Below are 26,951 nucleotides of genomic sequence, written 5' to 3'. Positions count from 1 at the left end.
TTGTCGTATTAGTTTGAGACTGCTCAGCAACGAAGTCAAATTCGTGTCCAGCCAAACGGAGCCACCTCTTCGTGCACTATTTTGCCATCACCAATCACAATCACACGGTCAGCTGTAGCAATTGTTTCGGGACGATGCGCCACAATCACTCTGGTAATGTTAAGTGATTTTACTGCAGCATTAACTTGGCGCTCCCGCGATACATCTAAGTGACTCGTAGCTTCGTCAAGGACGAGAATTTTGGGGCGCTTGTAGAGCGCACGCGCCAATAGAATTCGCTGCTTCTGTCCGCCCGACAAGACTGTTCCCATATCTCCGACGAGTGTGTTGTATCCCATTGGCATCGCTGTAATCTCAGAAGCAACCGCCGCCACTTGTGCGCAATGCTCAATCCATTTTTGATCGGCCTGAGGATCGAAGAAGCTAATGTTGTCAGCGACAGAACCTGCGAAAAGCACATCATCTTGCATCACCGCTCCAACCAAGTGACGTATGTTTTCGACACCGATCTGCTTTACACTTATTCCACCGATGAGAACATCACCTTCCGTGGGAGGATGAATTCCTAAAATCACATTGATTAGTGTCGACTTACCGCAACCAGACGGGCCTGTTATAGCAATCGATTCCCCTGGAGAGATTTTGAGATTCACGCCGTCAAGAACGAACGATTCATGGTCGCCGTAACGAACACGGAGATTAGACACCTCAATAGTCGACTCGAGTTGTGTGCCGCTTAAATTTATCACGTCCCCGTGTAGTGCCTCAGGCTCGGACAACACAATGTCGGCTAGGCGTGCGCCTTGCAACTGCAGCAGTTTCACTTCAAAGTACTTATCAATTAAGGAGCACACGCGACTGTCGAATTGGTTTCGGTATGCATTAAAGGCCATCATCATGCCAACAGTGAAACTGCCGTCCAAAACGGCCTTCGCCCCCAACCATATAATCAAAATATTCTCAATTCCGAACAGCACGCCATTCAAGAGTTTGTAGATCAATTGAAGTTTCTGGGAACTTAAGTCGGCATTAATATGATCGACGACGAGCGAAAGCCAAGTTGAACGGCGTTCGCTCTGTCGTTGAAAAAGTTTGATCGCCCTAACCCCTCTTATCGTTTCCAAAAAGTGACTTTGCTGCTTGGCAGCCTGGACAATTTGCTGTTCATTCGATGTCCGCAACGGGTAGTACCATGCCCACCGACTCAATGCATAGAGTGCCATTGCTCCAACTGCAATCCAACCTAACACGATACTGTAAACAAACATCATCACCAAGGTCACTATTGCCATCAATCCATCAATAACAGCTTCCAAGAACGAAGTAGTCAAAACTTTTTGAATTTGATCGATTGCACCAAAACGTGATACCACATCACCTAAGTGTCGCTTTTCGAAATACTGGACAGGCAATCGTAGCAAGTGTGTAAACACGTTGGCTCGCCACTGAATATTCAAGGTTGTGCCCAAATACATAATGACCCAAGAGCGAACAGCACTAATTGTCTGCTGCATTAGTATTAACAATCCAAAGCCTAATGCAAGCGTAGTCAATAAATCGTGATCGGCAGACACGATTACGTCGTCGACTACCCATCGCATGTAAAATGGACTAACTAATGAGAACACCTCCAAAGCAAGAGCCAACAATAGAACTTGCACAAAAGAGCGATTGAGACCGGTCACTCTCCCCATCAAATTACGTAACCTCAGGGGCTGCCTTTGGTCTTGCGGTCTAAAGCCGGAATTTGGCCATAGCTCAAGCGCGACACCGGTAAATGATTGCGATACTTCTTCCAAGGACAATTTTCGAATCCCAAAAGCCGGATCGTGAATCGTGATTGTTTTTGTGCCAATCTCCTTCAACACCACAAAGTGATTGAAGTTCCAATGCAAGATACATGGCAGCTTTAACTGAACCAACTCGTCTAGTTCCAACTTGAGCGGCCGTGTCACCAACTCCAGACTGTTAGCTATCTGAATCAGGTTTGTAAGCGTCGCCCCCTTGAGGGAGATTGAAAAATGACGGCGCAGACTCGCTAAATCGGTACGATGGCCGTAGTAACTTACTACCATACCCAAACATGCAAGACCGCATTCAGTCGCCTCGGTCTGCAAAATCAGCGGGAGCTTCGACCCAAAGCCAAAGGAAATCTCATTAAGAAAGGACATACAGCAGCAATATTTTTCTTTTTAAAGTCTACTCATCATGCCGTACAGTGGCTCCAACACCCATTCATACAGGCGCCTAGTATCCTGGAGCACATCTGCATCTAGCAGCATCCCTGCCTGGAGAAGTTGATGTTTGTTGTATACCGCGATGGTTTGTGTGCTTAGATTGACGACAATGCGGTACAACGGTTCATTAACCCCACTTATACCGTTGCTCACCAAACTTCGCATATCTGCAAGTTCACTGCTGAGCAGAGCCGTTCTTGCGACAGTGGCTACGACTCCGCGGGCATGACCAAATTTTTGATAAGGATATGCTTGATAGCGCAATAGCACAGCATCCCCTACTTTAATAAAGCCAATCGCTTTACTCGATGCATATAGATGGGCTTGTAATACTGCGCCATCGGGTACGATACTCACCACCGGCATGCTTGCATCGACGGCCTGTCCAATTTCAGCGACCACGGAAGTAACTATGCCGTTTCCCGGCGCAGTAATAGCCAGATGACGCTTTGCCTCACTTTCAGAGAGTTCCTGCGCAACACTGGAGATGTTACGTTCAATTTGCGCCAGCTGACTCTGCTGTTTAGCCGGGAGGCTAGAAAGCCCGTTTTGTTGAGAAGTCAGTTCGCGCCTAACGACGATACGATCCCGCTCTAAGCTTTCCAAGCGAGCTCGTTGATCGAGATGATCCTCCCGCTTCTGTTGTAACTGCACTTTGGAGATGTATCCCTGTAGAACCAGATCATGGTAACGAGAGATAGCCTCTTCAGCGAGATTTAACCGGCTCTCCTGAATTTCAACTTGGTTGTCAAGTCTTGCCAACTCCATCTGCAGCCCGGCAATTTTCTTTAACAGGGCATCGTGTTCTTCCTTCTGAACATATCGCATCTTTTCCAAATCGTTACGAAGAGACTGCTGCCGTGCTGCGACTTGGCGGCTAATTGCAGCTTGAATATTCCTCTGCGTACTGCTCTGCCGTTCACTAGATAACGTGTAAAGGATCTCTCCTCGTTTGACGAACTGGCCTTCGACAACATGCTTTTCATTTACGATTCCCGGCAGTGGTGCATATACCTTGACTAACCCCGTACTAGGAACCAATTGCCCTATGACTGAAGTACGTTTAGTGTAAGTACCCCAAATCAGAAAAACGACAATGGTAGATGCCAGAACAATTGAAAAAGCAGTAAATGCACTAAATGAAATGGGACGAATTAAAACAATATCGCCGAGCCACTGAGTCTGTTTCGCACTTAGGGAAGCATGTCTATAGATGCTGTCTTTCGTCAATTTTTTTGATCCTTGTTTCTTGCTCGGTGCTTCGCCAGTGGATCACTGAGTATTAATCAGCCGCCTTCAACTAGCACGACAAATTAATTTCGCCTTCATTGAAAAAGGCTGGGCTAGGTCGTCCTATTTACGGACTACCGAATAAGCGTGGATGGGTATCCTCTGCTGTAGCTATCGATAGCTACAGCAGAGCATCTAACGAACAGTGTTCATACATTCTTTTTTATGCGGCGATATCTATCACCTCTCGAAAAGCGAGGTTATACAATAGGGATTTGAGCTTGTCTTCGCAAATATCTGGTAACTTCATCTTAAGTTCCTTAATCGAGACACTGCCTAAATCGGAAACAATTTTCATTATTGCGGCCCCGGAGTCGTCAAGATTGATTTTGAATCCATTGACAAGAATGCTCTTCGAATCAAACGTAGTCTTATGATGAGAGTTAAGCCGAATAAGTGATGCCGGATTAATTTCTACTTTATCTACACGTCCAAAGGCTTTTATATCAAAGTTCGAAATTATTCTCTGATGACTAATAACGGAATTATGAAATGATTGAAGATTTCCAGTATCCAAAATTTCTCGTTCTAACAAATTGAATATCTCCATAACTGGCGCAAGACCGCTATTTGTTTGTCTTATCGATTTACGGCACTCCACGTGCTTAGACAACGCATGCTGACATATCCAATATATGTAATCTATTACCAGTGTCGGATGCACCCCAACTGCAAGATGAAATGTCTCCTCCTGTAATGGTATTGCTGTATGCCACCAGCCGCGGGGGATATAAAGAATGTCACCAGCCTCCAGCACGATATCAAACACAGGATTCTGCGGGCATTCGTGTCCGAGTTTCTTACATGTTTGAGGCAAAAGCGGAAGCGAAAAAGTCGGTTCATAGACCTTCCATCTTTTTCTACCGATCAGCTGCAAAGCAAATACATCATGAGTATCCCAATGATTACCAAAAGACTCTTTATCACCAAACGCAACGTATCCGTTGGCAACAGTCTGTTCACCAACAAACTCAGAAATTTCCCTACAGAATTTTTTCGTAAGAACTGATGCAGCGTCCAATCTGTTAAGCACGAGAGTGGCGCCATTCTTCATATGCTGATAGAAAATGTCTTTAATAATTCTTTTCCTCGGAAGACGAACATCAAAATAGTCTTCAACGTAATTCTCTTCAGGAACAAGTCCATTATTAAAAAGCCTGATATTTCGCGCAGTGGGATCTAGGCTAAATAAAACGTTATTTATTTCGTCCCAACTAACTGAATGATTAAAAGCTGCTTTTCGGAAAAAGGGGCGTTTCTCATAATAGTTATCAAGGAATTCTTGTTGCGACACGCCAAAGGTAATTAATTTCGTCATAGTAAATTCGTCATATTTGCGAATACCAAACAACAGGACCATTCTTGCAAACATGCGAACAATCGAGCTAGAGGCACATCTGCTAAGCTGGGAATTATTGTTTACTCAGCGGTCGGCATGTAAGTTTGTTTGGCTGTACTAAAGAGAAGATTTCGTTCATCAGTAATCTTGATTATTCAAGCGTCGCCGACCACTCATGAGTCGCGAACATAGGCGACCGTTATGAGTGCAAGCTCCTTCCCCTTCAAGAAAAAGATTGGAGGATGAATTTCCTTCGGCGCCCCCCTGAAGAGAAGGGAATCGTCCCTTCTTCGTCACCTATATTCGCGGCTCCTTAGTAAGTTCTATTGAGAGCAACAAGCCCAAATATCATCAAAGCAATCGCCAGAAAAGCATAAAAGGTCGGCTTGTTTACCATTGAAGGGGCAGTGACATACTTGGCCTTGAACAGAACAATCGACACAACAACAGTGATAATCCCGATTACTAGTAGATATACAACTGTTTCATTCATTTTTAAAATCCTCATGTAGAAGAGAAGTTAAAACTATCAAAATTGCGCGCCGCGCACCTTCATGCGATGCGGTCTTAATGTCGGAAATTAATCTCTTCTGTAACCATAGGCACTCATAATTACATGAGTGCCTATGAATGGCTAAGCGTTACTCAGACGTCACCGAATGAGAAAACAAAGTTAGCCAAGTTCTGTGCGAGAATGGCTAGCCCATGTTGTCCTACTTGCCGACTGCTGAGTACGTTCGATATTAGTCACCATCAGCGGGATCACGGCCACCAAACACTTGGCCACCGATTAAACCATCGCCGATCATGACACCACCCAAATAGCTAAGCGCAGTAGCACCAGCAAGACCGATCGCCCCAACCGGAGTAGCGACGATAGCAACAGCTAGTGCTACAGCCCCAAGCCCCGTCCCAATTTCTCCCATGTCAGCGGCGCCTGACACCACCTCCAATTCGTTAATACTAAGTTCTCTCATTTAAAAGCCCCCTTTTATCAGTTTGAGATGCAACCCGAGATTATCGGGATTGCCGAATTTAAAAATTGCAACAGGTATGTTGAGTACTTATTTAGCAATGCCTCCTAACGGGTGAAAAGAAAATTTTGCGCTCCATGCTCTATTCGTTAAGAGCGTTTTTCTGATTGCCACAATAGCGGTAGCTGTTGGACGCGACACGTGTGTGATGTACCTGCTTCTCTAATGATAGAAAGACGACCTATTGAGGTTTGACAAGCATTCGGACATTCGCATACTTCATAAATTTGCGTGCCACAAAAATATATGAGAACTCATTTCATAAATACCTTCGCAGCAAAATCATAGAGCAGGCGAGATGAACGAAGCCGGTAAAGCGTTGATCGTCGCACTCCCACCGAGTGAGTATTCGCCGGTATTTGTTCAGCCATGCGAACAATCGCTCAATCTTCCAACGCCGTTTGTATCGGCGCAGTACACGGCCGTCCTGGGTAGCTGGCCTGACGCGACCTCTTCTATGGGGCGCAATCAGCTCAATGCCGCCGGCGGCGAGCTTTTTATCAAGCAGATCACTGTCATAGGCACAATCCCCAACAAGTCGCTCGGGCAGTCCAACGGTGACAGTTTCATCGACGGTAGCTTCGACAAGGGTGACTTCATGTGGGCTAGCAGAATCCGTGTGCACGGCGAGTGGAAGACCAGCAGCGTCCGCGATTGCCATGAGCTTCGTACCTTTGCCGCACTTGGTCTTTCCCACTTTGCGCCCGCCCCTTTTTTGCCACCACGAAGGTGCCATCGATGAAGCATTCCGATAGGTCGATGCCCCCCTGGCTTGCAGGTCCAGCACCAAGGCTTCGAGCAGGTGCCGCCGTGTCCCGTCCTTGACCCACTGGCTGAAACAGCGGAAGCAGGTCGAATATGAAGGGTACCTGTCGGGCAAATTGAAGGGTACCTGTCGGGCAAATCGGCCCATGCAGCACCAGTGCGAAGCACCCATAGCACACCGTCCAAGACGGCACGAGCATCGTGCTCGAGCGGCCTGCCGCGCCCGTCAGCACGCAGCTTGGGCGGCGGAATTAACAGTGACAGAACTGCCCATTGTTCATCTGTAAGAAATTGCCGGCTCGCCATTTCAGCCCCCGCTTTGCCTGAAAAAATGCGCAGACCTGTATTTATGAAATGAGTTCGAATATCTTTTACATCCTTTTGTATGAGGAAGGGGCCGCTATTAATTCATGCTGCAAATGGCTGAGCGGAGTTGAATGAATTCAGAAATTGATACCATCGTTTTAACTTTTTCCGGGAGTGCTCACTTAATGGCTGAGCAATTAACAATGGCTGGCTGATCCCGAAAAATGTCAATCCTAGCGGGGTGGCTGGCTATATGAAACCTCAAGCCAACATGTTAAATTTTTGACAACCCTTAGACAATCTCATAGTTATGGCATTGACTTTTTGATAATTATTGCAACTCGGCATTCGGCGTGAGAAATAACACCTCAAGGTAGGACATACGACATACTCGAAAGGTATTGACCACATCAACATTCGCGCGCCGGCAAATACGTGCTGCATCTCGTGCATGTCGATACGATGCCAGGGGAGTTCGCGGGGAAGCCGTACGACAAGGTCCGCATCCAATTCAGCTTTGTCGTCGTGAATATCGACGGCACCGTTTCCGGCGCAGAGGCTCCTTTGAAACATGCTGTGAAGTAAGCAATGAAGGCCGCTGCATTGACCTGTCCTCCCGACACGACTGAGACCGCGCCGTCCGGGGCTGGAACTGGAACGAAAGCGCAAGCGCAGCAGGCGTGCCGTCTTCCTGACCTGGCTGCGCAAGACACACCTCTATGTCGGCTTGTGGGGCGCGGTGCTCGGCCTGCTGTTCGGAGTCACCGGATTCCTGCTCAACCATCGCGCGATCATGAAGATTCCGGTCGAGAAAACGGTGCAGAACACCGTCCAGGTCAACCTGCCGGAGCGCAATTTCGCCAATCCGGAAGAATTGTCCGCCTGGCTGCAACAGGAACTGAACTTCATCCCGGCCTCCCCTGCCGTGGTGAAGAAGCAGCCCGAGAAGACCGTCGTGTGGGCCGACCGCGAGGTCCGGCAACCGGAACGCTGGACCGTGACGCTCACCCGCCCGGAGCGCGGCGTGACCGCCGAGTATTTCGTCGGCAACCGCTTCGTCAAGCTCGACCAGGTCGATGCCACGCCGATCGGTACATTGACCCGCCTGCACATGTCGATCGGGGTCAACGCGTTCTGGGTGCTGCTGTCGGATACGATTGCGGGCGGCATGATCCTGCTGTCGATCACCGGCCTGCTGCTCTGGACGCAACTGCACACGGTCAGGACTATCGCCGTGATGACCAGCGTCGGCGCGCTTGTCGGCGCGATCTTCTTCATGTGGTCCGTATAAGCCACTTCCTGCACGCCGGACCGTGTTGTCCGGCGCATCCGCCATTTCCCCCTGAAATCACGTAATCGGCTTTTTCGGCCGAGCAAAAACCGCGCACGCCATGAAACATGGCGTCGCGGCAAATTGAAAGGCTGTAGAGATAAAGGCGATTGCCCAGGCGTCGCCTGGCAGGGGTGAATCAGCGTCTCGCCGTACGCCTGAGGGCTTCGACAGAAATGCTGTTCCGTTTTTGCGGGGCGTCCTCAGTGCTGCATCCCGAGCAGCCGCCACAGGCTGAAGCGCCTTTCATGCCTTCCAGCGCCTTTTCCACGCGTGCGGCCAGCGCCGCATGGCCGCCTCGTCGCGCCATCCGGACAATCGCGTGTCCGGCGGCGCCGACAAGAGCCTTGGGGGTGTAACGCACGGCCAGGAAGCCGGCTGCGCCGGTGACGGCGACGATCACGATCAGTTCCTGCATCACGCACCTCCCAATAGCATGCGGCTGACCTGGTAAGTCACGAACGAGGCCAGGTAGGCCAGGGCGAACATGTAGCCGGTCATCGCCAGCACGGGCAGCCAGGAGCCGGTTTCCCGCCTGACGGTCGACAGCGTGGAAATGCATTGCGGCGCGAACACGTACCATGCCAGCAGCGACAAGGCCGTCGGCAGGCTCCATGTGGCGGCGATCATCGGCGTGAGCGCGGTGGCGAGTTCGTCGCCGGTGACCGACATCGCATACACGGTGCCGAGCGCGCCGACCGCGACTTCGCGTGCGGCAAGCCCGGGAATGAGCGCGATGGAAATCTGCCAGTTGAAGCCGATTGGCGCGAACAGCGGCTGCAGCAGCTGGCCGATCTGGCCGGCAAGGCTGTACTGGATCGCTGCGCCGGTCGCGCCTTCCGGCGGCGCCGGGAAGCTGGACAGGAACCAGATCAGGATCATCATCGCGAGGATGATGGTGCCCACGCGGGTCACGAAAACCTTTGCACGCTCCCACAGGCCGATCGCCAGGTTGCGCATGTTCGGCCAGTGGTAGTTGGGCAATTCCAGCATCAGTGGCTGGTAACGCCCCTTGGCCTGTGCCAGCTTGAAAACCCAGGCCACCGCCATCGCCGACACGATGCCGGCGACATACAGCGCAAACAGCACCAGCCCCTGCAGGTTGAAGATGCCGACCGAGCGTTCCGGGATGAAGGCGCCGATGACCAGCGCGTAGACCGGCAGGCGCGCGGAGCAGGTCATCAGCGGCGCAATCATGATGGTGGCAAGGCGGTCGCGCGGATTCTGGATGGTGCGTGTCGCCATGATGCCGGGAATCGCGCAGGCGAAGCTGGAAAGCAGCGGGATGAACGCACGCCCCGAGAGTCCGACGCTGCCCATCAGGCGGTCCAGCAGGAAAGCTGCGCGCGGCAGGTAGCCGGAATCCTCGAGGATGAGGATGAAGAAGAACAGCACCAGGATCTGCGGCAGGAAGACCAGCACGCTCCCCGCGCCGGCGATGATGCCGTCGACCAGCAGGCTGCGCGCGGGACCTTCCGGCATGTATGCCGTGACCCATTCTCCAATCGCGCCGATGCTGCTTTCGATCAGGTTCATCGGCGCCTCCGACCAGCTGAAGACGGCCTGGAAGATCAGGAACAGCACGGCAGCCAGGATCAGGTAACCCAGCACCGGATGCAGCACAATCGCATCGATGCGGTCGTTTGCCGAATGCGGATCGGCTTCCCGGCGGATCACCGCGCCGAGGATGCGGCGCACTTCGCGCTGCGTGGCATCGAGTGCATCGTCGTTGCCGGAATGGAAGGCGGCCTGGGAATAAGGCAGGAGGGATTGCGGCTGCGCGGCAATCCGGTCAAGCTGGGACACGAGGGCTTCGCCGCCGCCCGGCCGGACCGCGACGGTTTCGATCACGGGAATCCCGAGTTCTTCCTGCAGCCGGGCGGTGTCGATGACCAGCCCGCGCTTGCGGGCGACGTCCATCATGTTCAGCGCCAGGACTGTCGGCCGCCGCAGGCGCAGGACTTCGAGCACCAGGCGCAGGTTGAGCTTGAGGTTGGTCGCATCCGCCACCAGGACGATCACGTCCGGCAGCGCCTCGTCGGCCTGCTCGCCGAAGAGCACGTCGCGAGTGATCGCCTCGTCCGGCGTCATCGCATTCAGGCTGTAGGCGCCGGGGAGATCGACGATCTGGAAGACGCGGCCGGTAGTGCCGGAAGTGAAACTGCCCTCCTTCCGCTCGACAGTGACGCCGGCGTAGTTGGCGACTTTCTGGCGCGCGCCGGTCAGACGGTTGAAGAGCGCGGTCTTGCCGCAGTTCGGGTTGCCGACAAGCGCCAGGCGCAGTGGTTGGGTATGCATGGGGACCTCAGGACGGGCTGTGCGCGGCGACGCGGATCAGTGCTGCCTCGTGCCGGCGCAGCGCGAACGTGGTATTGCCGATGCGGACGGCCATCGGATCCCGGGAAGGAAAGGCTTCCGCCACCACGCGGATCGTTTCGCCTTCGACGAAGCCAAGCTCCAGCAGGCGGCGCTTCAATGCGGCGTGGTCCGCACCATTGCCGTCGAGCGTGCCAAGGACGCTGGCGGATTCGCCCTTCCTGAGATGGCTGAGGCGGAGCCCGTCGACTGTACGCTGCGCGTGTGTGGTTTCTGACATGATCAACCCTCCGGATGTGCGAAATGGCGCTTGCCTATGCCTCAGGCAAGCAAAATCACTTAATGATAATCATTCTCAATACGATTCGCAATTATTAAAAAGAACTACTCCGCCGAAACTGGCCTGGCGGCGTGCTTTTGATGGGGATCAGGGGCGCTTGCGCGGAATGACGAATACCGTCGGCTCCGTGACACGCAAGGAGGGATCGTTCACTGCGGCAAGTTCGAAACGGATGCGGTTCGTTCCCGCTTCTCCCCTGCCCTGTGCGAGGCGCACGCGGACCGGGACGGACCGGGTGCTGGTTGCATCGACATCGATTTCGGCATCGGATGCCAGGTGGATGGAATCGATGCCCGATACCGTCAGGCGGAAGCGATGCGCCCGCTCGCCGGTATTCATCAGTTGCAGGCGGTAGACGTTTTCGATCATGCCATCCTCCACCTCCCGGCCCATGACGCTGCGGTCGTGGATCACGTCGAGCTTGACCGGGGTGCGCGTGGACAGCGCGCCGAAGTACAGGACAAGTGCGGCAGCAAGGATGCCGGCATAGGCCAGCACGCGCGGACGGGCGATGCGGCGTTGCATCTCCTTCGAGGACAGGCCGTTGCGCAGGGCATTCTCCGTCGCATAGCGGATCAGGCCGCGCGGCGCGCCGACCTTGTCCATCACGCCATCGCAGGCGTCCACGCAGGCGGCGCAGTCGATGCACTCGAACTGCAGCCCGTTGCGGATATCGATTCCCGCTGGGCAGACCTGCACGCACAGACGGCAATCGATGCAGTCGCCCAGCTTCGGGCCAGCGCCGGCACGCCATGTGCGCCGCACCCCGCGCGGCTCTCCCCGGCTCTCGTCATAGGTGATGAGCAGCGTGTCGCGGTCGAACATGACGCTCTGGAAGCGCGCGTAGGCGCACAGGTACTGGCAGATCTGCTCGCGCATCCATCCCGCGTTCATGTACGCAAAGCCGCTGTAGAACAGCATCCAGAATGCCTGCCACGGCCCGATGTCGAGGCTGGCGATCTCCTGCAGCAGCGTATGCATCGGCGTGAAATAGGCCACCAGCGTGATGCCGGTCCACAGCGCGACGACGATCCATGCCGCGTGCTTGGCCGCCTTGCGTGCCGCCTTCCCGGGTGAAAGCGGCTGTTTGTCGAGCCGGATGCGGGCGCTGCGATTGCCCTCGATCTTGTGCTCGATCCACATGAAAATTTCGGTGTACACCGTATGCGGACATGCCAGGCTGCACCATACCCTGCCCGCGATGGCGCTCAGCAGGAACAGCAGGCAGGCGCAGATCATCAGCATCGCGGCCAGGTAGATGAAATCCTGCGGCCACAGCACGATGCCGAAAAGGTAGAACTTGCGCGCAGCCAGGTCGAACAGCACCGCCGGCCGGCCGTTCCATGTCAGCCAGGGCAAGCCGTAGTAGACGACCTGCGTCAGCCATACGCACAGCCAGCGCAAGCGCGTGAAACGGCCGCTCACCTCCCGTGCGTAGATCTTCGCGCGGGGCGCATACATGTGGACGATGGAGGACGGGCGTTCTGGTTGCATCTCTTGGTACGCCGCCGTGATGCGGCGGCAATTACGTCTACTCGCCCAGAGGATGCGCGCCGCGGTCGCGGACCATGCGCAGGTGCGACAGCACGGCTGCCCGTTCCGCGGGCGTGCCGGGCAGCGTGTCCGGCAGGTGGCGCACCGAATGGCGGATGCGGCGCAGGCGCAGTCCCTCGGCGCGCTGCCAGCGCAGCACACGGTCCAGCACGATGTGCGTGCGTTTCACGTTGCGCTGTGCAGTCAGGTCCAGGCGTTGCGCGGCCAGCATCACCTTGTCGAGGTTGCGGACGATGCTCTTCACGTACCACGCCCAGATCCGGTCCGCGATGATGATGGCCGCCAGGTTGACGATGCCTGTGCCGATCAGGATTTTCGCGCCATCGATGAAGAAGTCGCGCAGCATGTTGTCGTCGGGCGAGAAATGGATGCGATAGGTGTTGCGCTCGATGATCTCGCCCAGCGACGCGTACAGCCCCCAGATGGCAAGGCCGGTCAGGGTGCATTCGAGGATGACCAGCGCGACCAGCAGCCATTTCTGCATGATGTGGTCGACATAGAAGGTCCGGCGGCGGTCATCGGCAGAAATCGGGATCATATGTCGTGGCACTCGTAACAGAGCTTGGAATGTTCAACGGAGACCACTAGCTTGCCATGGTCCTTCTGGTATCCCTGGTGGCAGGAAACGCAGCTGACGAGGCCGCCCGGCAGCAGGAGCTTCTTCTCGACCGTCTTGCGCGGGCGATACCCGCCGAAGGTGGACGCTTTCTGGTAATCGACGCCCACCGGATGGTTGATCTGTCCGCCCGCATGGCGAGCAATGCTGTTGCGGTCGACCTTGGTATTGAGGCGTGGGTCGCCATTGTTGCCGTGGCATTCCATGCACTGCCGCGTATACACGTCGAGCGACGGCGCGCCGATCTCGCCCTTGCGTGCCAGATGGCCGACCATCAGCGAGGCGCCGCCATCGCGCATCTTGCGGAAGAATGCCGAGTCATGGCAGGAGAAGCACAGCTCCTTGCCCGCCTTGGTGCCGCGCATCAGGCCGGGCGATTTGCCGTGGACCTCATGGCAGGTGCTGCATGTGAGGTCGCCCTTCCAGTCGAGCGGGTAACCGTCCGGGATTTTCGTCTTGGGCATGAAGCCGCTCGGGTGGCTCACCTTGGTGGCGGCCGGATGGCACTTGCCGCACAGGGCTTCCTGGCTGCCGACCAGCATGCCGGCCTGCTGCGGCGTGACATCGCGTCCGCCGAGATGGCAGGCGGCGCAATCCTCTTTCTGCAGGTGCGTCTGCCCCGTGCCGGTGAGGGACGCGTGCAGCAGCGAACCGGCCGCGAGCACAGCCAGCGCCAGCAGCGCAATGAATCTAAACGCGTACCTGGTCATCGAGCGCCTTGAGCCGTGCGACGGCATCCGTATAGGCTTCGGCGTCGTCCTTCTCGAACGCCGCGAGCGCCTCTTCCGCCACCTGCTCCACGATGGCGTAGTGGTCACGCAACGATGAAACCGCCATCATGATGTGGGCCGACTGGTCCCGCAGCGCGTCGCCCTTGCGCAACTCGATCAGCCGGGAAGAATCGCTGGTGCCGGCAAGCTTGAGGTTTTGCGTGAAACGGTACAGCGGGCCGACAATGCGGAAGCTGCTGTAAAGCGTGATCAGCCAGGTGATGACGCCCGCAATCGCGACCAGCATCAGTCCGATGGTCAGCATGACCGTGCCGAGGTTTTCGCGCGTCATGCTGTTGCTGCGGACAATTGCCGAGTAGCTGAGGTCCGTCGGCCCGGAGATGAGCAGCAGCGAAATCAGCAGGGACAGCACGGCCACGGTGCCGACGCCCAGGCTGATCTTTGCCACCAGCTTGAGGTGGAAAAAAATCAGAGGTTCATTGCGCATCGCGGACTCCTCCCTGTCGGTCCGTTCTTGCTGTTACAGCCGTAGGGTGCGCCCTGCGCACCGGTGTTATCCGTTGTGTGCTTTTGCCCCCGCCAGTCGCTCCCGCATTGCCGGCGTGATCACCACATTCTTTTTCGTATCGATCAGCATCACTTCCTTCAGGCCAAGACGGTCCGCCATCGCCTGCCACTGCTGCGGCCCGACGACGAACAGCGGCTTGGTATAGCCGTCCGAGCGCGTACCCGCATCTTTGCCGCCGGAAGTGATGATGGTGACCGCGGCAACATGGTCGACCGTCTGTCCTGTCCGCGGATCGATGATGTGCGCGTGGCGCTTGCCATCCTTCATGAAGTAGCGCTGGTAATCGCCGCTGGTGCCGACCGCTTCGCCGTCGCGCAGTTCGATCGTGGCGATCATGCCCGACCCGCGCGGGTCCTGGATGCCGACAGTCCACAAGCGGTTGCCCGGTTGCCCGATAGCCAGCAGGTTGCCGCCGACATTGATGAGCGCCGCCTTCACGCCTTCCACGCGCAGGATCTGCGCGGCACGGTCCAGCGCATAACCCTTGGCGTAGCCGCCGAGATCGAGCATGACGAGCGGATTGCGGCTGGAGATCTTCGTGCCCTCGAACACCAGGTCGGACATGCGCGGCTTCGCATCGACCAGCCGCTGGATCTCTTCCTTCGACGGGCCCTGCGGACGGATGTCGCTGGCCTGGAATCCCCACAGCCGGATCAGTCGGCCGACCGCAGGATTGAAGGTGTGGTCCGACTCTTCCGCCAGCTTGGTCGCGGCCTTCAGCAGGTCGACCATTTCGGCATCGGCCTGATAGGGCTCGCCCCGGGCGATGGCGTCATTGAGTGCGGTCAGCTCGCTCGGCTTCCAGGCGTGGAATTTCTTGTGCAGGCGGCTGAACTCTTCCATTACCCGCTCGCCAAGCTGGTTGGCGCGCGCCTCCGACTCCCCGTAAATGCTGACATCGACCACCGTGCCGAATACTTCCCCCTTCGTGCGGTAGGTCGTCTCGTTGCGGCTGCAGGCAACAAGCAGGAGCAACAACGAGAATGCCAGCAGGGAGCGGAGCACGCGCATCGGAATCATCAGCTGTTGGCGACCTTGAGATCGGCACCGCCATTTCGCAACGCCCGGCTCATCTCGTGCACGGCCTCGACCAGCACCGACACCGATTCCGGCGGGGTGAATTGCGAGATGCCGTGGCCGAGGTTGAACACATGTCCATACCCGGCGGACGGCTTGCCGTACGAATCCAGCAGCTTCGCCACTTCGTCGCGGATCTGCTCCGGACCGGCGAACAGCACGTTCGGGTCCAGGTTGCCCTGCAGCGCCACCTTGTGGCCCACGCGCTCGCGCGCCTGGCCCAGGTTGACCGTCCAGTCCAGGCCCACCGCATCGGCGCCGATGTCGGCGATCTCTTCCAGCCACAGGCCGCCACCCTTGGTGAACACGATGGCCGGGATCTTCGCGCCGTCGTGTTCGCGCTTGAGCTGCGACACCACGTCGCGCATGTAGGCCAGCGAGAAGCGCTGGTACACGCCGTCGGCCAGCGCCCCGCCCCAGGTGTCGAAGATCATCACGGCCTGCGCGCCGGCGTCGATCTGCGCGTTCAGGTAGGACGCGACCGCCGCCGCATTGGTCTTGAGGATGTGGTGCATCAGGTCCGGGCGGTTGTACAGCATCGCCTTGACCTTGCGGAAGTCGTCCGAGCCGCCGCCTTCGACCATGTAGCAGGCCAGCGTCCACGGGCTGCCGGAGAAACCGATCAGCGGCACGCGGCCGTTCAGTTCGGTGCGGATCTGGGTCACGGCATCGAACACGTATTGCAGCTCGGAGAGTTCCGGCGCCTTGAGCGCCAGCACGGCTTTCTCATCCTGCAGCGGACGCTCGAACTTGGGGCCCTCGCCTTCGGCGAAATACAGGCCCAGGCCCATCGCATCGGGCACGGTCAGGATGTCGGAGAACAGGATGGCCGCGTCCAGCGCGTAACGGTCCAGCGGCTGCAGCGTGACTTCGGTGGCGTAGTCCGGGCTCTTGGCCAGGCCGAGGAAGGAGCCGGCGCGCTTGCGGGTGGCGCAGTATTCCGGCAGGTAGCGGCCGGCCTGGCGCATCAGCCACATCGGCGTGTACTCGGTCGGCTGGCGCAGCAGCGTGCGCAGGAAGGTGTCGTTCTGGAGGGGAGCGAATTGAGGCATGGTTGAGACTTTCTCTTGATTAGCTCCCTTCTCCCGCTGGCGGGAGAAGGGTTGGGGATGAGGGTGTCAGCAAAACTGCATGTGGTCTTGGCAATCACCCTCACCCCCTGCCCCTCTCCCGCCCGCGGGAGAGGGGGGACTGATTACAGACCGCCCTTCAGGCGAGCCACGCCGCCGAAGCTGCCAACCCACAGGTTGCCGTTTTCGGCGGTCGCCATCGAGAACACGGTGTCGGAGAACAGGCCGTGCTCGGTGGTCATGACGATGAACTTGTCGCCGTCGCGGCGTGCAAGACCTGCGTTGGTGCCGACCCACATCTGGCCCTTCTTGTCGATGTGCAGCATGAACACGTGATTGCCCGGCAAGCCGTCAGACACCGTGTAGTGGCGCCAGTTCTTGCCGTCGAAACGGGACAGGCCGCCGCCCCAGGTGCCGGCCCAGACCACACCTTCGGCATCGACCACCATCGATACGATGTAGTTCGGGTTGTAGGCCACGTTGATGCCCTGCAGGCCCATTTCTTCCTTCTGCTTGGCATGGTGGACCGATTGCTGTGCCGGGTCGTTGGTGAACTTGATGTCGTTCTTCACCTTTTCATAGGGTGCGCCCAGGCCCTTGGCATGGTTCCAGTTTTCCCACTTGCCGTTGCGGAACAGCGCGAGGCCGCCTTCGGTGGCCATCCAGATGTCGCCGTTCTTGCCCTCGGCCAGGCCGTAGACCCAGTCGTTCGGCAAGCCGCCCTTGGTGTTCTCGACGGTGTAGAGGTCCCACTTGGAGCGATCGCTCAGCGCGCCGCCGCGGATGCGGTTGGCGCCGGACCAGGTCGCGACCCACACGTCGCCGTTCGATGCCTGCATCACGCGGTAGACGAAGGCGTCACCCAGGCCCTGGGGAATGTTGAAGTTCTCCCACTTGTCCTGCTTTTCGTCGTACAGCGACATGCCGCCGCCGTAGGTGCCGACCATGATGCGGCCGCCGATTTCGTCGATGCTGAAAATGCCGTTCGACAGCAGGCCGTTGCGCACGTCGAACAGGCGGTAGTCGTCGGTCTTGGTGTCGTAGCGCACGACGCCGCCGGAAGTGCCTACCCACGCGACGTCACCCTTGATCAGGATGGACTTGACGTTGCGGTTGCCGACGCGGAAATGCGTGAACTTGGCGTTCGGATCGACTTCGACCTTGCCGCCCTGGGGCGGCGCGGTCTGGCCCTGCTGCTGGAGGCCTGCATGGTTCTGTGTCTGCGGCATCTGCGCATTGGGCGAGACCGGTCCTTGCATCGGACGCACGGCCGGCGCGGCAGCCTGCTGCTCGCGGTTCTTGGCGCCCATGTAATACGCGACACCCATCAGGGCAATGAGGCCGACGGCGGCAAGCGCGCCGGATATTTTATTCAACTGCACTGTGATTTCTCCTATTTGCCTTTTGGTTGACCCAGGTGTGCGACGCCGCGTCGTGTGCCGGCCCAGATATCGCCGTTGGGGGCGACTGCCAGTGCATAGACGTTGTTATCCAGCAGGCCGGTGCGGACGTCGACCGTATTCCAGTTCTTGCCGTCGAAGCGCGTCACGCCGGCATTGGTGCCGAACCAGAGTACGCCCCTGCCGTCCTGCACGATGCTGTAGACGATGTCACCGGCAAGCCCGTCCTTGACGGAGTAGTTGTTCCATTTCTTGCCATCGAAGCGGCTTACGCCGCCGCCCCATGTGCCGGCCCAGACCTGCTGGTCCTTCGCCACAAGAATGGAAAAAACATAGTTCGGGTTGTAGGTGGCCGAGCCGTCGTCGGTGCGGAAGCCGAGGTCGTGGCGCGAACGCGTGCCCAAGCCGGTGTTCGGGCTGGTCATCAGCTTCTTGTCGTTCTTGGCGCCCATGCCGTCCTTGTGGGTCCAGGACTTCCAGACCTTGCCGTCGAACATCGACACGCCGCCTTCGGTGCCGAACCAGACGCGGTCCTGGTTATCCACGGAAATGCCGTACACCCATTCGTTGATCAGCTCCTTCACGTAGGTGCGCATCTTCAGGGTCTTGAGGTCGACCACGTTGACGCCCGCCCAGGTGCCGATCCACAGGTCGCCGTTCTTCTGGCTGCCGAAGGAATACACCCAGTAGTCGGCCAGGCCGTGCATCGGGAAGAAGGTCTTCCACTTGCCATCCTTGTAGCGCGACACGCCGCCTGCGTTGGTACCGAACCACTTGTACCCTTCCTTGTCGATGCCCACCGCGAATACGTATTCGTTGGCCAGGCCGCTGTCGCGCGTGAAGGTGTTGCGCGGCTTGCTGGCGCCAAGGTCGATCTCGTGCACACCGGTGGAGGTGCCGACCCACATGGTGTTGGTCTTGGGCTCCATGGCCAGGGCACGCACGTAAACGTGGTCGCCCACCGCGAAGGTCTCGATGACGTTCGGCTGGGTGGGGCTGGGCGCGACGGCTGCGGGCGCCTTGTTCTGTGCTGCGGATGAACCGACGAAAGCGGTAAACAGTGCGGGTAACAACAACAAGCGGGATAGATGCATCAATTCATGGTCCTTATGTAAGCGATGACGTCCATGATGTCGCGGTCCGTCAGGATGCCCTGGAACGCGGGCATGGCATTCCTGCCGGAGCGGATCGTGGCAAGCAGTGTGAAATCGGGCTTGAGTATGCCTTCCTGGCGCGCGAAGTTCGGCGCGCCGGGCATGGTGGCCTGCCCGCCCATGCCGTGGCAGAGCGCGCAGTGCGAGTTGTACAGCTTCCTGCCCTTGAACATGTCGCTGGCATACAGGTCGCCGGAAACGCTCGCGGCCACGATTGCAACCAGCAGCGTGGCAAGCGCTTTCATCAAATTGATTACCCTGGACATACGGGCATTATCCATTCCCATTTTTGAGACCATGCTGGGGAGCTTTCCTTGTGGCCCGCGCTTATTTCCTGCGTTTCTTGCGGGCTTCCTGCTTCGGCTCTTCCTTCGGGGCCATGGCGGCGGCACGCGCGGACCAGAACTCCCCTTTTTCCAGGTTCGGCTCCACGCCGAGTCCGCCCTTGGTGTAGACCGCTACCAGCGCAAAGACGGCGTCGGAATAGTCCTTCTCCGCGGCGCGCGTCACATAGTCCAGGGCCTTGGCATTGTCCTGCTTGACGCCTTCCCCCTTGCCATACATGAGGCCCAGGCCGTACTCACCGGCCGCATTGCCCTGGTCGGCCGCCTTCTGGAACCATTTGACGGCGTCTTCGTCCTGTTGCGCCTGGTCCATCAAGGTCGCCAGCCATACCTGCGAAGGCGCATACCCCTTCTCCGCGTTGGTGGTGAACTGGGTCATCGCATCGACGACATTCCCCATCTGCCACATCTTGATGGCATTGTCATGGTCTTCGGCCATATCCGCGTGAGCCGGCGCCATCGCCATCGCCAGCACGAGCGTGCCGGCCAGGCGCGGCAATACATGCCTGACGATGCGCTTCAACTGTACCTTCACTGTTGCCATTTCCCTTGAGCCTCCCGCGGACAAACCAATCGGACTTCAATTATCCCTTGCTGCCATCCTGCACCAGGCCGAGCGCTTCATACTCTTCCAGCTTGCGGTACAGGCTGGACAGGCCGATGCCGAGCTTTTGCGCCGCCGCACGGCGATCGCCGCCGGCATCCGAAATGGCCTTGTTGATGACCGATGCCTCGAAGCGGCGGACCTGCTCGCGCAGGCTGTCGCCGGATTCGGCTACCGCCGCGCCGTTTTTCCCGGCAGGCGAAGAACGCAGGATCTGCGGCGGCAGGTCCTCACGGCTAATTCGGCCTTCGTCGGCCAGGATCAATGCGCGATCAACCACGTTTTCCATCTCCCGGACGTTGCCAGGCCATTCATAGGCACTCAGGATGTCTTCCACATCCGGGTCGATGGAGATGCCTCCCGCATTGCCCAGACGCTTCGCCCCTTTCTGCAGCAAGAATCGCACCAGCCCCGGGATATCCTGGCGGCGCTCACGCAGCGGCGGCGAATGAACATGGAAAACGGAGAGGCGGAAATACAGGTCTTCGCGGAACCGGCCCTCGGCCACCATCTGCGACAGGTCGCGGTTGGTGGCGGCGACGATACGCACGTCGGCGCGCTTGGCCTGCTCGCCGCCCACCGGGCGCACGGTCTTTTCCTCGATCACGTGCAGCAGCTTGACCTGCAGCGCCAGCGGCAGTTCGCCGATTTCGTCGAGGAAGATGGTGCCTTTGTCCGCCTCGAGGAACAGGCCCTTGCGCGCCTTGTCGGCGCCGGTGAACGAGCCCTTCATATGGCCGAACAGCTCGCTCTCCATCAGGTTTTCGGGGATGGCGCCGCAGTTGACGGGAATGAAAGGACCATCCGCACGCTGGCTGTGCTGGTGGATCTGGCGGGCGATCACGCCTTTACCCGTGCCGCTCTCGCCGGTCACGAGCACGGTGCTGTCGGTCGGAGCAACCTTGGCGATCAGGCGCTCCAGCTGTTTCATGGCCGACGATTCGAACACGAAGTGGTCTTCGCGCGCGCCCATGACCAGATTTCGCAGCACCCGATTCTCAGAACTGAGACGACGCAGGTCGCGCACCTTCATCAGCCGGTGCAGCACTTCCTCGTTGCGGACCGGCTTGATCATGTAGTCGGATGCGCCGGCCTTGATCGCCTCGATGGCAGTATCGACCGAGGCGTACGCCGTCATCATGATGAAGCTCGTCTCGATGCCCGCGGCACGCGCCCGACGCACGAGCTCGATGCCGGTGAAGTCCGGCATCTTGATGTCGCTGATGGCAACGTCGATGTCTCCCTTGGCCAGGCGTTCGAGCGCCTCTGTCCCGTTGGCCGCCTGGCAGACGCTGCAGCCGGACTTGCCCAGGTGGGCGGCGAGAATCTGGCGAATAGCCGGCTCGTCGTCGACGACCAGGACTTCCAGGGATTTCATGGATGTATCGTTAGGTTTCATTTAACGGAAAATAGACTTTTACTTGTGTCCCGGCGCCCGGGGTGGAATCGATATCGATACTGCCGCCATGATTCTTCATGATGGAGTAGCACAAGGATAAGCCCAAGCCGGTACCCTTGCCAGCAGGTTTCGTCGTATAGAACGCCTCGAATACACGCTCGAGAACCTCTTTTTCCATGCCGCTGCCGTTGTCGGCAACGGTCATGCACACACGATCACCCTCTTGCCGTGTGGATATTACAACAGTCGGCGGCCTGTCCTTGACTGACTCAAGGGCGTCCATCGCATTGATCAGCAGGTTCATGATCACCTGCGTCAGCTGGTCGGCGACGCCATGGATCGCCGGCAAGTTGTGATCGAGGTCCAAGCGCAGCTCGACGCCGCGCAGGCGTTTGTCGTAGCGTATCAGGCTGGTGGTACTGCGCAACTGCGAATTCAGGTCCAGCAGCTGCGGCTCCGCCGGCTGCGGCGAGGCGAACTCCTGGATCTCGCGCGTGATGGCGGCCAGCCGGTGCGCCTGGGCCTGGATCAGGTCCGGACGGCATTCCTTGCAATAATCTGCGGCGCAGAATCCGAGGCCGGCATCGCGGCGTTCCTTCATATCCTGGGCGATGCCGGAAATGGCGGCGATCGGATTGCCGATTTCGTGCGCCACGCCCGCGGCGAGCGCGCCGATGGCAGCCATCTTCTCCTGGTGGAAGTATTTCTGCCGCTCGACGATCAGTTCCTTTTCGCGCTTGTCCAGCGCGGTGGCCATGCTGTTGACCGCCGCCATCAGCTGGCCGACTTCATCATGGCGGCGGATCGGAATCGGCGCGCCGCGATAGCCGTTGACGATTTCGATGGCGCGCTCCTGCAGGGTGCGCAAGTCTTCGGTCAGTTGCTTGAAAAACAAGGCCATGATGGTGCCCAGCAAAGCCAGTCCCATCATGCCGAGGAACATCGTGGTCATGGCCACGGAATCGGTCTGCATCCGGTAGCGTTCGGACATGCGCTCGCGCGCGTGCTGCGACTGCTCGGCCAGGTTGGTGAATTCGTTCTTGGTCTTGATCAGTTCGACGATCAACTGGCTCAGGTTCTCCCGCGAGGTGTCGCGGAAGGCCTCTTCCAGCGCAGCGTCGGCGCCGTCCAGGCGCACATCGAAACCGGGGACGGCCTGCTGGAGATCGGCATGCTTGGTGCGCAGGATCTGGTAATGCATCTGGATGCGCTGCATGCCCGCCTCGCGATCCGACGAATCGACATTGGCAAATACACCCATGACGGCGTGGAAGGCAGCGGTATCGGCCTGTTTCAGCATGCTGTCGACCTCCAGCGACTTCTGGATCACCTCGAAATCCCGCAGCAACTGGTTCTTCTGGTGGAACACGAACAGCGCGATGATCACGGCATAGGCGATCAGTGCGCCGAACACGATCAAGCCCTTTGTCCTGACGGAAAAGACGGTGGAGCCCGCCCCCCTCCCGCTCAGGGCGGTTCCCGCCCCTGCGGCTGACTCCCGTTTGAGTAGCCGGTCCTGGATTGCGTTCAAGAACTTCCGTATCGAATTCACCAGACTTGTCCGATCGATTGGTTATTTGACAAAAGACTTCGCGCCTGCCTTGCCCCGGTGCTCCTGGTACATGGACTCCAGCTCGGCGATCATTTCCGGGCTGTCCCATTCGCGCAGGCCGGGAATGCGGCGAAGCAGCGTGCCGTCGGGCGCGATCAGGAAGGTTTCGGGATAAACCTTCAGGTTCCATTCCCGGGACAGGCGCGCGTTCTGGTCAAAGAAATTGAAAAAGGTGATGCCGTTCTGCGTCAGGAACTCCGCTGCCAGCCGCTCGTCCTGGTCGGTCGACAGGCCGAGCACCACGAAGCGCGCGGGATCGAGCGCCTTGCTGAGCCGTTCCAGTCCCGGCATCTCGCGCCGGCACGGCGGACACCACGTCGCCCATACGTTCAGGATGAGCATCTTTCCGCGCAACGAGGGATCTTCCAGCGCGTTCATCGACGTATTGACCATGGCAATCGCCGGGAAGGGTTTCCCCTCAATGATTTCCGGCTTCGGCGGAGGTGCCTTGCTGCAGCCGCCCAACGCCGCCAGCACGAGCGAGGCAGCGATTACACGCCATCCGCGCGCTGCGAAAAATGAAAAAAAGCGATCAGCTTTCATGTCCTTGCCATCCCGTCAACACTGCCGCTACGGCATCATCAAGAACATCATAGCCGCCAGCCAATCCCTGGAACTGTCGTCTTGCGTCACCATCGGTACCGCTTCGTGCACGCCTGGCCAGAAGGTCCGTACCCCGATGAAGCAGAATGCCGTGATGGCAAAACCGACAATGCTCCACCACGCCATGCGGGTGCCGCTCCAGTGGTTGACGTAGTGAAAAAAGAAATAGGAAGCATAGATGAGGCACACGAACAATGCCCAGGTCTCCTTCGGATCCCAGGCCCAGTACCTGCCCCACGCCTCATACGCCCAGATGGATCCCAGCAGGGTCGCCAGGGCAAACACCGGGAAGCCAAGCATGATGGCGCGATGCATCAGCCGCTCGATCCTGTCGGGCTCGGGCAATGAGCGTATGCCGAACGCCCGCGCAAGCGCGCCAAATCCCTGCGACTGCGCTCTCACGAGGTAGGCCAGTCCCATGGCCGATGCGACGGCGAAAGCGCCATAGCCGACGAAGGAGCCGAGCACATGCGCATACATCCAGTAGGCGCGCAGGATGCGGGTATGGCTGCCGGGAATCGCGGACTCCTTGCTGGCGAGCGAAATCTGGAACAGCACCGCCCCAAGGACGATCAGCATGACGAAGGCACCGGCGGACCGGGTGCGATAGACTCGTTCCATAGCGAGGTAAATGACAACCGTCAGAGCACCGAAGAGCGCCACCATTTCATAAAGGGAATTCAGCACGAAGTGGCCGGGTCGATGCAGCCAGAAGATTTCGATCCAGCGCGTAGCGAGCGCAAGAAGGGACGCTACCGCGCCGAGACCCGCCAGCAGAGACGCCCACCGGCCGACTATTTCCGATGTGAACCAGAGGTGGCTGACGTAAAGCACCGTCGATGCAATCAGCAGCAGATTGCCGTAACCGAGCAGCTTGAAGACAAATAAATCTTCGAAAGGAATGCTGGATACCAGCACCGGCGTTTCCAGATACTCGACGACGAGCATCACCAGGGTGGCGACGACAACCAGCCCTGCCCAGTACAGCCTGTAGGGCAACCTGAAGTACTGCCCGCTACGGCCATAGCTATCCGGATCCATGATCCTCTCTTCCTCATCGACAAGCCCGACGGCGACCGGTACTTTCACTCCTCCGTACCCTGCCCCGCATTCCTTCGCCTTTGCATTCTTTCCGAACGACAGGCGATATTGAAATTGCTGCAATCCATCAGGCAAGCAATTTCGGTTCCATGTGGAAAAAGCGGAGACGGCAAGACGGCGACTCCCTCCGGAGCCGCCGACTTGAGGCAGGACAAGGACTAGTTGAGTTTTTTCTCGGTAATGGGATAGCGGACAGCACCCTTCCCGCTTTCGGGAATGGCGGCCGTTTGCGGCGTTGCAGGAGAACGCTTCTGCGCCAGGGCGGACTCCCACTCCCAGATGGCGGCATTGGCCTTCCGCACAAATGGGTCGTTCGGATCGCTGCGATGGACATAGGTACGCATCGCGCCGAGCGCACCTTCCGTATCGCCAATGCCATCGAGCGCGACAGCCAGACCGTAATAGGCGTTCATCTGCTCCGTCCGGAGCGAAATGGCGGCTTCGAAAAAGTCTCTGGCGAATGCATGGTTTTTCAGGCCGATCATCGCGAAGCCCATGTTGACATGCGCTTCCGGCATCTTTGGCGCCAGTTCCAGCACGCGGTGCAATGCGCTGGCGGCGGCCTGGTAATCCCTGGCCGCCAGCAGGCGGACGCCCTCGGCAAATTCTCGCGCGACCTCTTCCTGGCGTTTCTGCTGCACATGCCCCACCGGATTTTTCATGGCACCCGCAGCCGGTGCGGTCACGGTGCCGATCTCGTTCGGCCACCAGGCGATCAGCAGTCCCGTCGCCACGGTCAGCAGCGTGGTCAGCAGCATGGCTGCCGCCCGCACGTCGCGGCGGGCCGGATGCGGCGACGCCTGCCGCGTACTGCGCAAACGGCGCACGACATTTACAAGGAACAGCACCGCGCCGGCAATGGCGAGCAGCCCGCCGATTCCGGCCAAGCCCATAGCAGCAAAGTACGCGGGATATTCCATCACCACGTCGGCGTGCAAGGTCTTGCGCGGCACGCCGATCCAGCCGGACCAGGCGAGCGCAAGGGCAAGAATGGCAAGCCCGGTGCCGTACATCACCGTCTGCCGGCGCTCTCCGTGCTCGCTGCCGCTACCGTAGGCCTGCAGGAGCCGGTAGCCCAGCGCCATGTAGGCCAGCGTGACCGAGCCGACGGTGCCGTGGTAATGCGCAGGAACCATGGTCGACTCGCCGCGGATCAATGCCCCAAGCACGCATCCGAGCAGGAACAGCACAACCGACAGCAACAGTGCCGGCCCCAGCGGCATGCGCAACACCTGGCGCCCTGCCCCGGCCATTTTGCGCAACACGATCAGGCCGAGGATGGCAGCAGCCGGCCAGCATCCCCATGCCATCAGGAGCGTGAACCCGCGGTGGAACTCAAGGCTGCCGACAGGATGGCTGAGGTAGATGACGGGTGCCGCCAGCACCGGCAATGCCGCAAGCAGGAACAAGGCGCGCAGCCAGGAGCGTGGCGCAAGCTCGGAGCCGAACACATCTTCGCCGAGCACTGTCCATACGCTCATCATGAGCAGCACATGCACAAACTGCAGCAGGTGTCCCGGTGCCCAGGCGATTGCCTCGAACGCAGGATGCCCGGACGGCAGGCCCATCTGGCCAAGCGACATTGCCAGCGAGACAAACGCTATCGCGGCCACCCCCATCGAAAGAACTGCCCCGAGGCGCCACGGCTTGCCGTCTTTCAAACGCTGCAATGCTTCCGGTGCCGTTGCAGCGCCGCAGAACGCAATGCCGGCAAGGAACAGCACCAGCCCGGCAAGGAATATCGGGTGCTCCAGCACCGGTACATAGTTGGCCAGCACCGGTTGCGCCGCCGAGGAAAACAGCGGCAGCACCATGGCCGCCAGACCTGCGGCGGACAGGCCGAGCGCAGTCCAGCGCCCGGTGCCGGCGCCGCCGCCGGCCGCCATCACCCAGATGGCCGAAGCGCAGGACAGGAACCACACGACGACCGCGAAGGTGACATGCAGTACCAGCGCCCGGCTGAACAATTCGCCGGATGCAGCCAGGGGTCCCGGCAATGGCGCGCGCGCCGACACCAGCAGGACGGCACAGAGGGTCGACAGCGCAAGTGCCGTCAGCGCCAGGAAAAGCCAGCCTGCGGCGAGCCGGCCTGTGCCGGCGTGATCTTCACGTAATACAGAATCCATAACCGGGATTGCAGTGCAATTAGTAGGCCAAGGGA

Annotated in this window: 24 protein-coding genes and 1 pseudogene; 1 reads left to right on the top strand and 24 read right to left on the bottom strand. The window is 58.4% G+C overall.

Going from position 1 to position 26,951, the window contains the following annotated elements:
- Positions 1–35: 35 nt before the first annotated feature.
- The 6 genes and pseudogenes from AC3WOY_RS24030 to AC3WOY_RS24005 all read right to left on the bottom strand — a co-directional run.
- Complete coding sequence (locus AC3WOY_RS24030) at positions 36–2,171, bottom strand: peptidase domain-containing ABC transporter (RefSeq protein WP_492428406.1); 2,136 nt, start codon at positions 2,169–2,171, stop codon at positions 36–38.
- Positions 2,172–2,192: 21 nt separating this feature from the next.
- The gene (locus tag AC3WOY_RS24025; protein WP_492428404.1) at positions 2,193–3,467 is read right to left on the bottom strand and encodes an HlyD family secretion protein; all 1,275 of its coding nucleotides are present in this window, start codon (positions 3,465–3,467) and stop codon (positions 2,193–2,195) included.
- Between the two features lie 223 nt (positions 3,468–3,690).
- A complete protein-coding gene (locus AC3WOY_RS24020) occupies positions 3,691–4,845 on the bottom strand; it encodes a JmjC domain-containing protein (RefSeq protein ID WP_492428402.1) in 1,155 nt (384 codons plus the stop codon).
- 764 nt (positions 4,846–5,609) lie between these two features.
- Positions 5,610–5,843: a hypothetical protein gene (locus tag AC3WOY_RS24015; RefSeq protein ID WP_492428400.1), complete on the bottom strand. Its 234-nt coding sequence runs from the start codon at positions 5,841–5,843 to the stop codon at positions 5,610–5,612.
- Positions 5,844–6,159: 316 nt separating this feature from the next.
- Positions 6,160–6,813 (bottom strand): IS5 family transposase, encoded by a 654-nt coding sequence (locus AC3WOY_RS24010; RefSeq protein WP_492428398.1) that lies wholly within the window; start codon positions 6,811–6,813, stop codon positions 6,160–6,162.
- A 29-nt stretch (positions 6,814–6,842) separates the two neighbouring features.
- A pseudogene (locus AC3WOY_RS24005) lies at positions 6,843–6,971 on the bottom strand (hypothetical protein); the annotation flags it as partial.
- Between the two features lie 625 nt (positions 6,972–7,596).
- On the opposite strand from AC3WOY_RS24005, the gene AC3WOY_RS24000 reads away from it, so the two are divergent.
- Entirely contained in the window at positions 7,597–8,262 is a 666-nt protein-coding gene (locus AC3WOY_RS24000) for a PepSY-associated TM helix domain-containing protein (RefSeq protein WP_492429395.1), read from the top strand.
- Positions 8,263–8,440: 178 nt separating this feature from the next.
- Here AC3WOY_RS24000 and AC3WOY_RS23995 read toward each other — a convergent pair whose 3' ends face one another.
- From AC3WOY_RS23995 to AC3WOY_RS23910, 18 genes are all read right to left on the bottom strand, one after another.
- Positions 8,441–8,719, bottom strand: coding sequence for a DUF6587 family protein (locus AC3WOY_RS23995; RefSeq protein WP_492428396.1), 279 nt, complete (start codon positions 8,717–8,719; stop codon positions 8,441–8,443).
- Positions 8,719–10,599, bottom strand: coding sequence for a ferrous iron transport protein B (gene feoB, locus AC3WOY_RS23990; RefSeq protein WP_492428394.1), 1,881 nt, complete (start codon positions 10,597–10,599; stop codon positions 8,719–8,721). Before feoB ends, AC3WOY_RS23995 begins: the two co-directional genes overlap by 1 nt.
- Positions 10,600–10,606: 7 nt before the next feature.
- Positions 10,607–10,897: a FeoA family protein gene (locus tag AC3WOY_RS23985; RefSeq protein WP_492428392.1), complete on the bottom strand. Its 291-nt coding sequence runs from the start codon at positions 10,895–10,897 to the stop codon at positions 10,607–10,609.
- A 147-nt stretch (positions 10,898–11,044) separates the two neighbouring features.
- On the bottom strand, positions 11,045–12,451 hold the full coding sequence (gene ccoG / locus AC3WOY_RS23980) for a cytochrome c oxidase accessory protein CcoG (protein WP_492428390.1): 1,407 nt from the start codon (positions 12,449–12,451) through the stop codon (positions 11,045–11,047).
- A 37-nt stretch (positions 12,452–12,488) separates the two neighbouring features.
- Positions 12,489–13,049: a hypothetical protein gene (locus AC3WOY_RS23975; protein WP_492428388.1), complete on the bottom strand. Its 561-nt coding sequence runs from the start codon at positions 13,047–13,049 to the stop codon at positions 12,489–12,491.
- Complete coding sequence (locus tag AC3WOY_RS23970) at positions 13,046–13,837, bottom strand: cytochrome c3 family protein (RefSeq protein WP_492428386.1); 792 nt, start codon at positions 13,835–13,837, stop codon at positions 13,046–13,048. Before AC3WOY_RS23970 ends, AC3WOY_RS23975 begins: the two co-directional genes overlap by 4 nt.
- Complete coding sequence (locus AC3WOY_RS23965) at positions 13,818–14,345, bottom strand: hypothetical protein (protein WP_492428384.1); 528 nt, start codon at positions 14,343–14,345, stop codon at positions 13,818–13,820. The genes AC3WOY_RS23970 and AC3WOY_RS23965 overlap by 20 nt, the downstream gene beginning before the upstream one ends.
- A gap of 66 nt (positions 14,346–14,411) precedes the next feature.
- Positions 14,412–15,446, bottom strand: a complete 1,035-nt coding sequence (locus tag AC3WOY_RS23960) for an FAD:protein FMN transferase (protein ID WP_492428382.1) — start codon at positions 15,444–15,446, stop codon at positions 14,412–14,414.
- Positions 15,446–16,555 (bottom strand): uroporphyrinogen decarboxylase, encoded by a 1,110-nt coding sequence (hemE, locus tag AC3WOY_RS23955; RefSeq protein WP_492428380.1) that lies wholly within the window; start codon positions 16,553–16,555, stop codon positions 15,446–15,448. The genes AC3WOY_RS23960 and hemE overlap by 1 nt, the downstream gene beginning before the upstream one ends.
- 143 nt (positions 16,556–16,698) lie before the next feature.
- On the bottom strand, positions 16,699–17,955 hold the full coding sequence (locus tag AC3WOY_RS23950) for a ligand-binding sensor domain-containing protein (protein ID WP_492428378.1): 1,257 nt from the start codon (positions 17,953–17,955) through the stop codon (positions 16,699–16,701).
- 11 nt (positions 17,956–17,966) lie between these two features.
- On the bottom strand, positions 17,967–19,067 hold the full coding sequence (locus AC3WOY_RS23945; RefSeq protein WP_492428376.1) for a ligand-binding sensor domain-containing protein: 1,101 nt from the start codon (positions 19,065–19,067) through the stop codon (positions 17,967–17,969).
- The gene (locus AC3WOY_RS23940; RefSeq protein ID WP_492428374.1) at positions 19,067–19,372 is read right to left on the bottom strand and encodes a c-type cytochrome; all 306 of its coding nucleotides are present in this window, start codon (positions 19,370–19,372) and stop codon (positions 19,067–19,069) included. Before AC3WOY_RS23940 ends, AC3WOY_RS23945 begins: the two co-directional genes overlap by 1 nt.
- An 82-nt stretch (positions 19,373–19,454) precedes the next feature.
- A complete protein-coding gene (locus tag AC3WOY_RS23935) occupies positions 19,455–20,015 on the bottom strand; it encodes a tetratricopeptide repeat protein (RefSeq protein WP_492428372.1) in 561 nt (186 codons plus the stop codon).
- A gap of 40 nt (positions 20,016–20,055) precedes the next feature.
- Positions 20,056–21,453, bottom strand: a complete 1,398-nt coding sequence (locus AC3WOY_RS23930; RefSeq protein ID WP_492428370.1) for a sigma-54-dependent transcriptional regulator — start codon at positions 21,451–21,453, stop codon at positions 20,056–20,058.
- 10 nt (positions 21,454–21,463) lie between these two features.
- Entirely contained in the window at positions 21,464–23,005 is a 1,542-nt protein-coding gene (locus AC3WOY_RS23925; protein WP_492428368.1) for a HAMP domain-containing sensor histidine kinase, read from the bottom strand.
- A 42-nt stretch (positions 23,006–23,047) separates the two neighbouring features.
- Positions 23,048–23,629, bottom strand: coding sequence for a TlpA family protein disulfide reductase (locus tag AC3WOY_RS23920; protein WP_492428366.1), 582 nt, complete (start codon positions 23,627–23,629; stop codon positions 23,048–23,050).
- A gap of 27 nt (positions 23,630–23,656) precedes the next feature.
- Positions 23,657–24,778, bottom strand: a complete 1,122-nt coding sequence (gene ccsA, locus AC3WOY_RS23915; protein ID WP_492428364.1) for a cytochrome c biogenesis protein CcsA — start codon at positions 24,776–24,778, stop codon at positions 23,657–23,659.
- A 170-nt stretch (positions 24,779–24,948) separates the two neighbouring features.
- Positions 24,949–26,916, bottom strand: coding sequence for a tetratricopeptide repeat protein (locus tag AC3WOY_RS23910; RefSeq protein WP_492428362.1), 1,968 nt, complete (start codon positions 26,914–26,916; stop codon positions 24,949–24,951).
- Positions 26,917–26,951: the final 35 nt, after the last annotated feature.

This window comes from Noviherbaspirillum sp. FW303-A3 (assembly GCF_058788695.1).
Note: the sequence above shows the minus strand (reverse complement) of the source record. Positions and strands in the feature narration are given on the sequence as shown.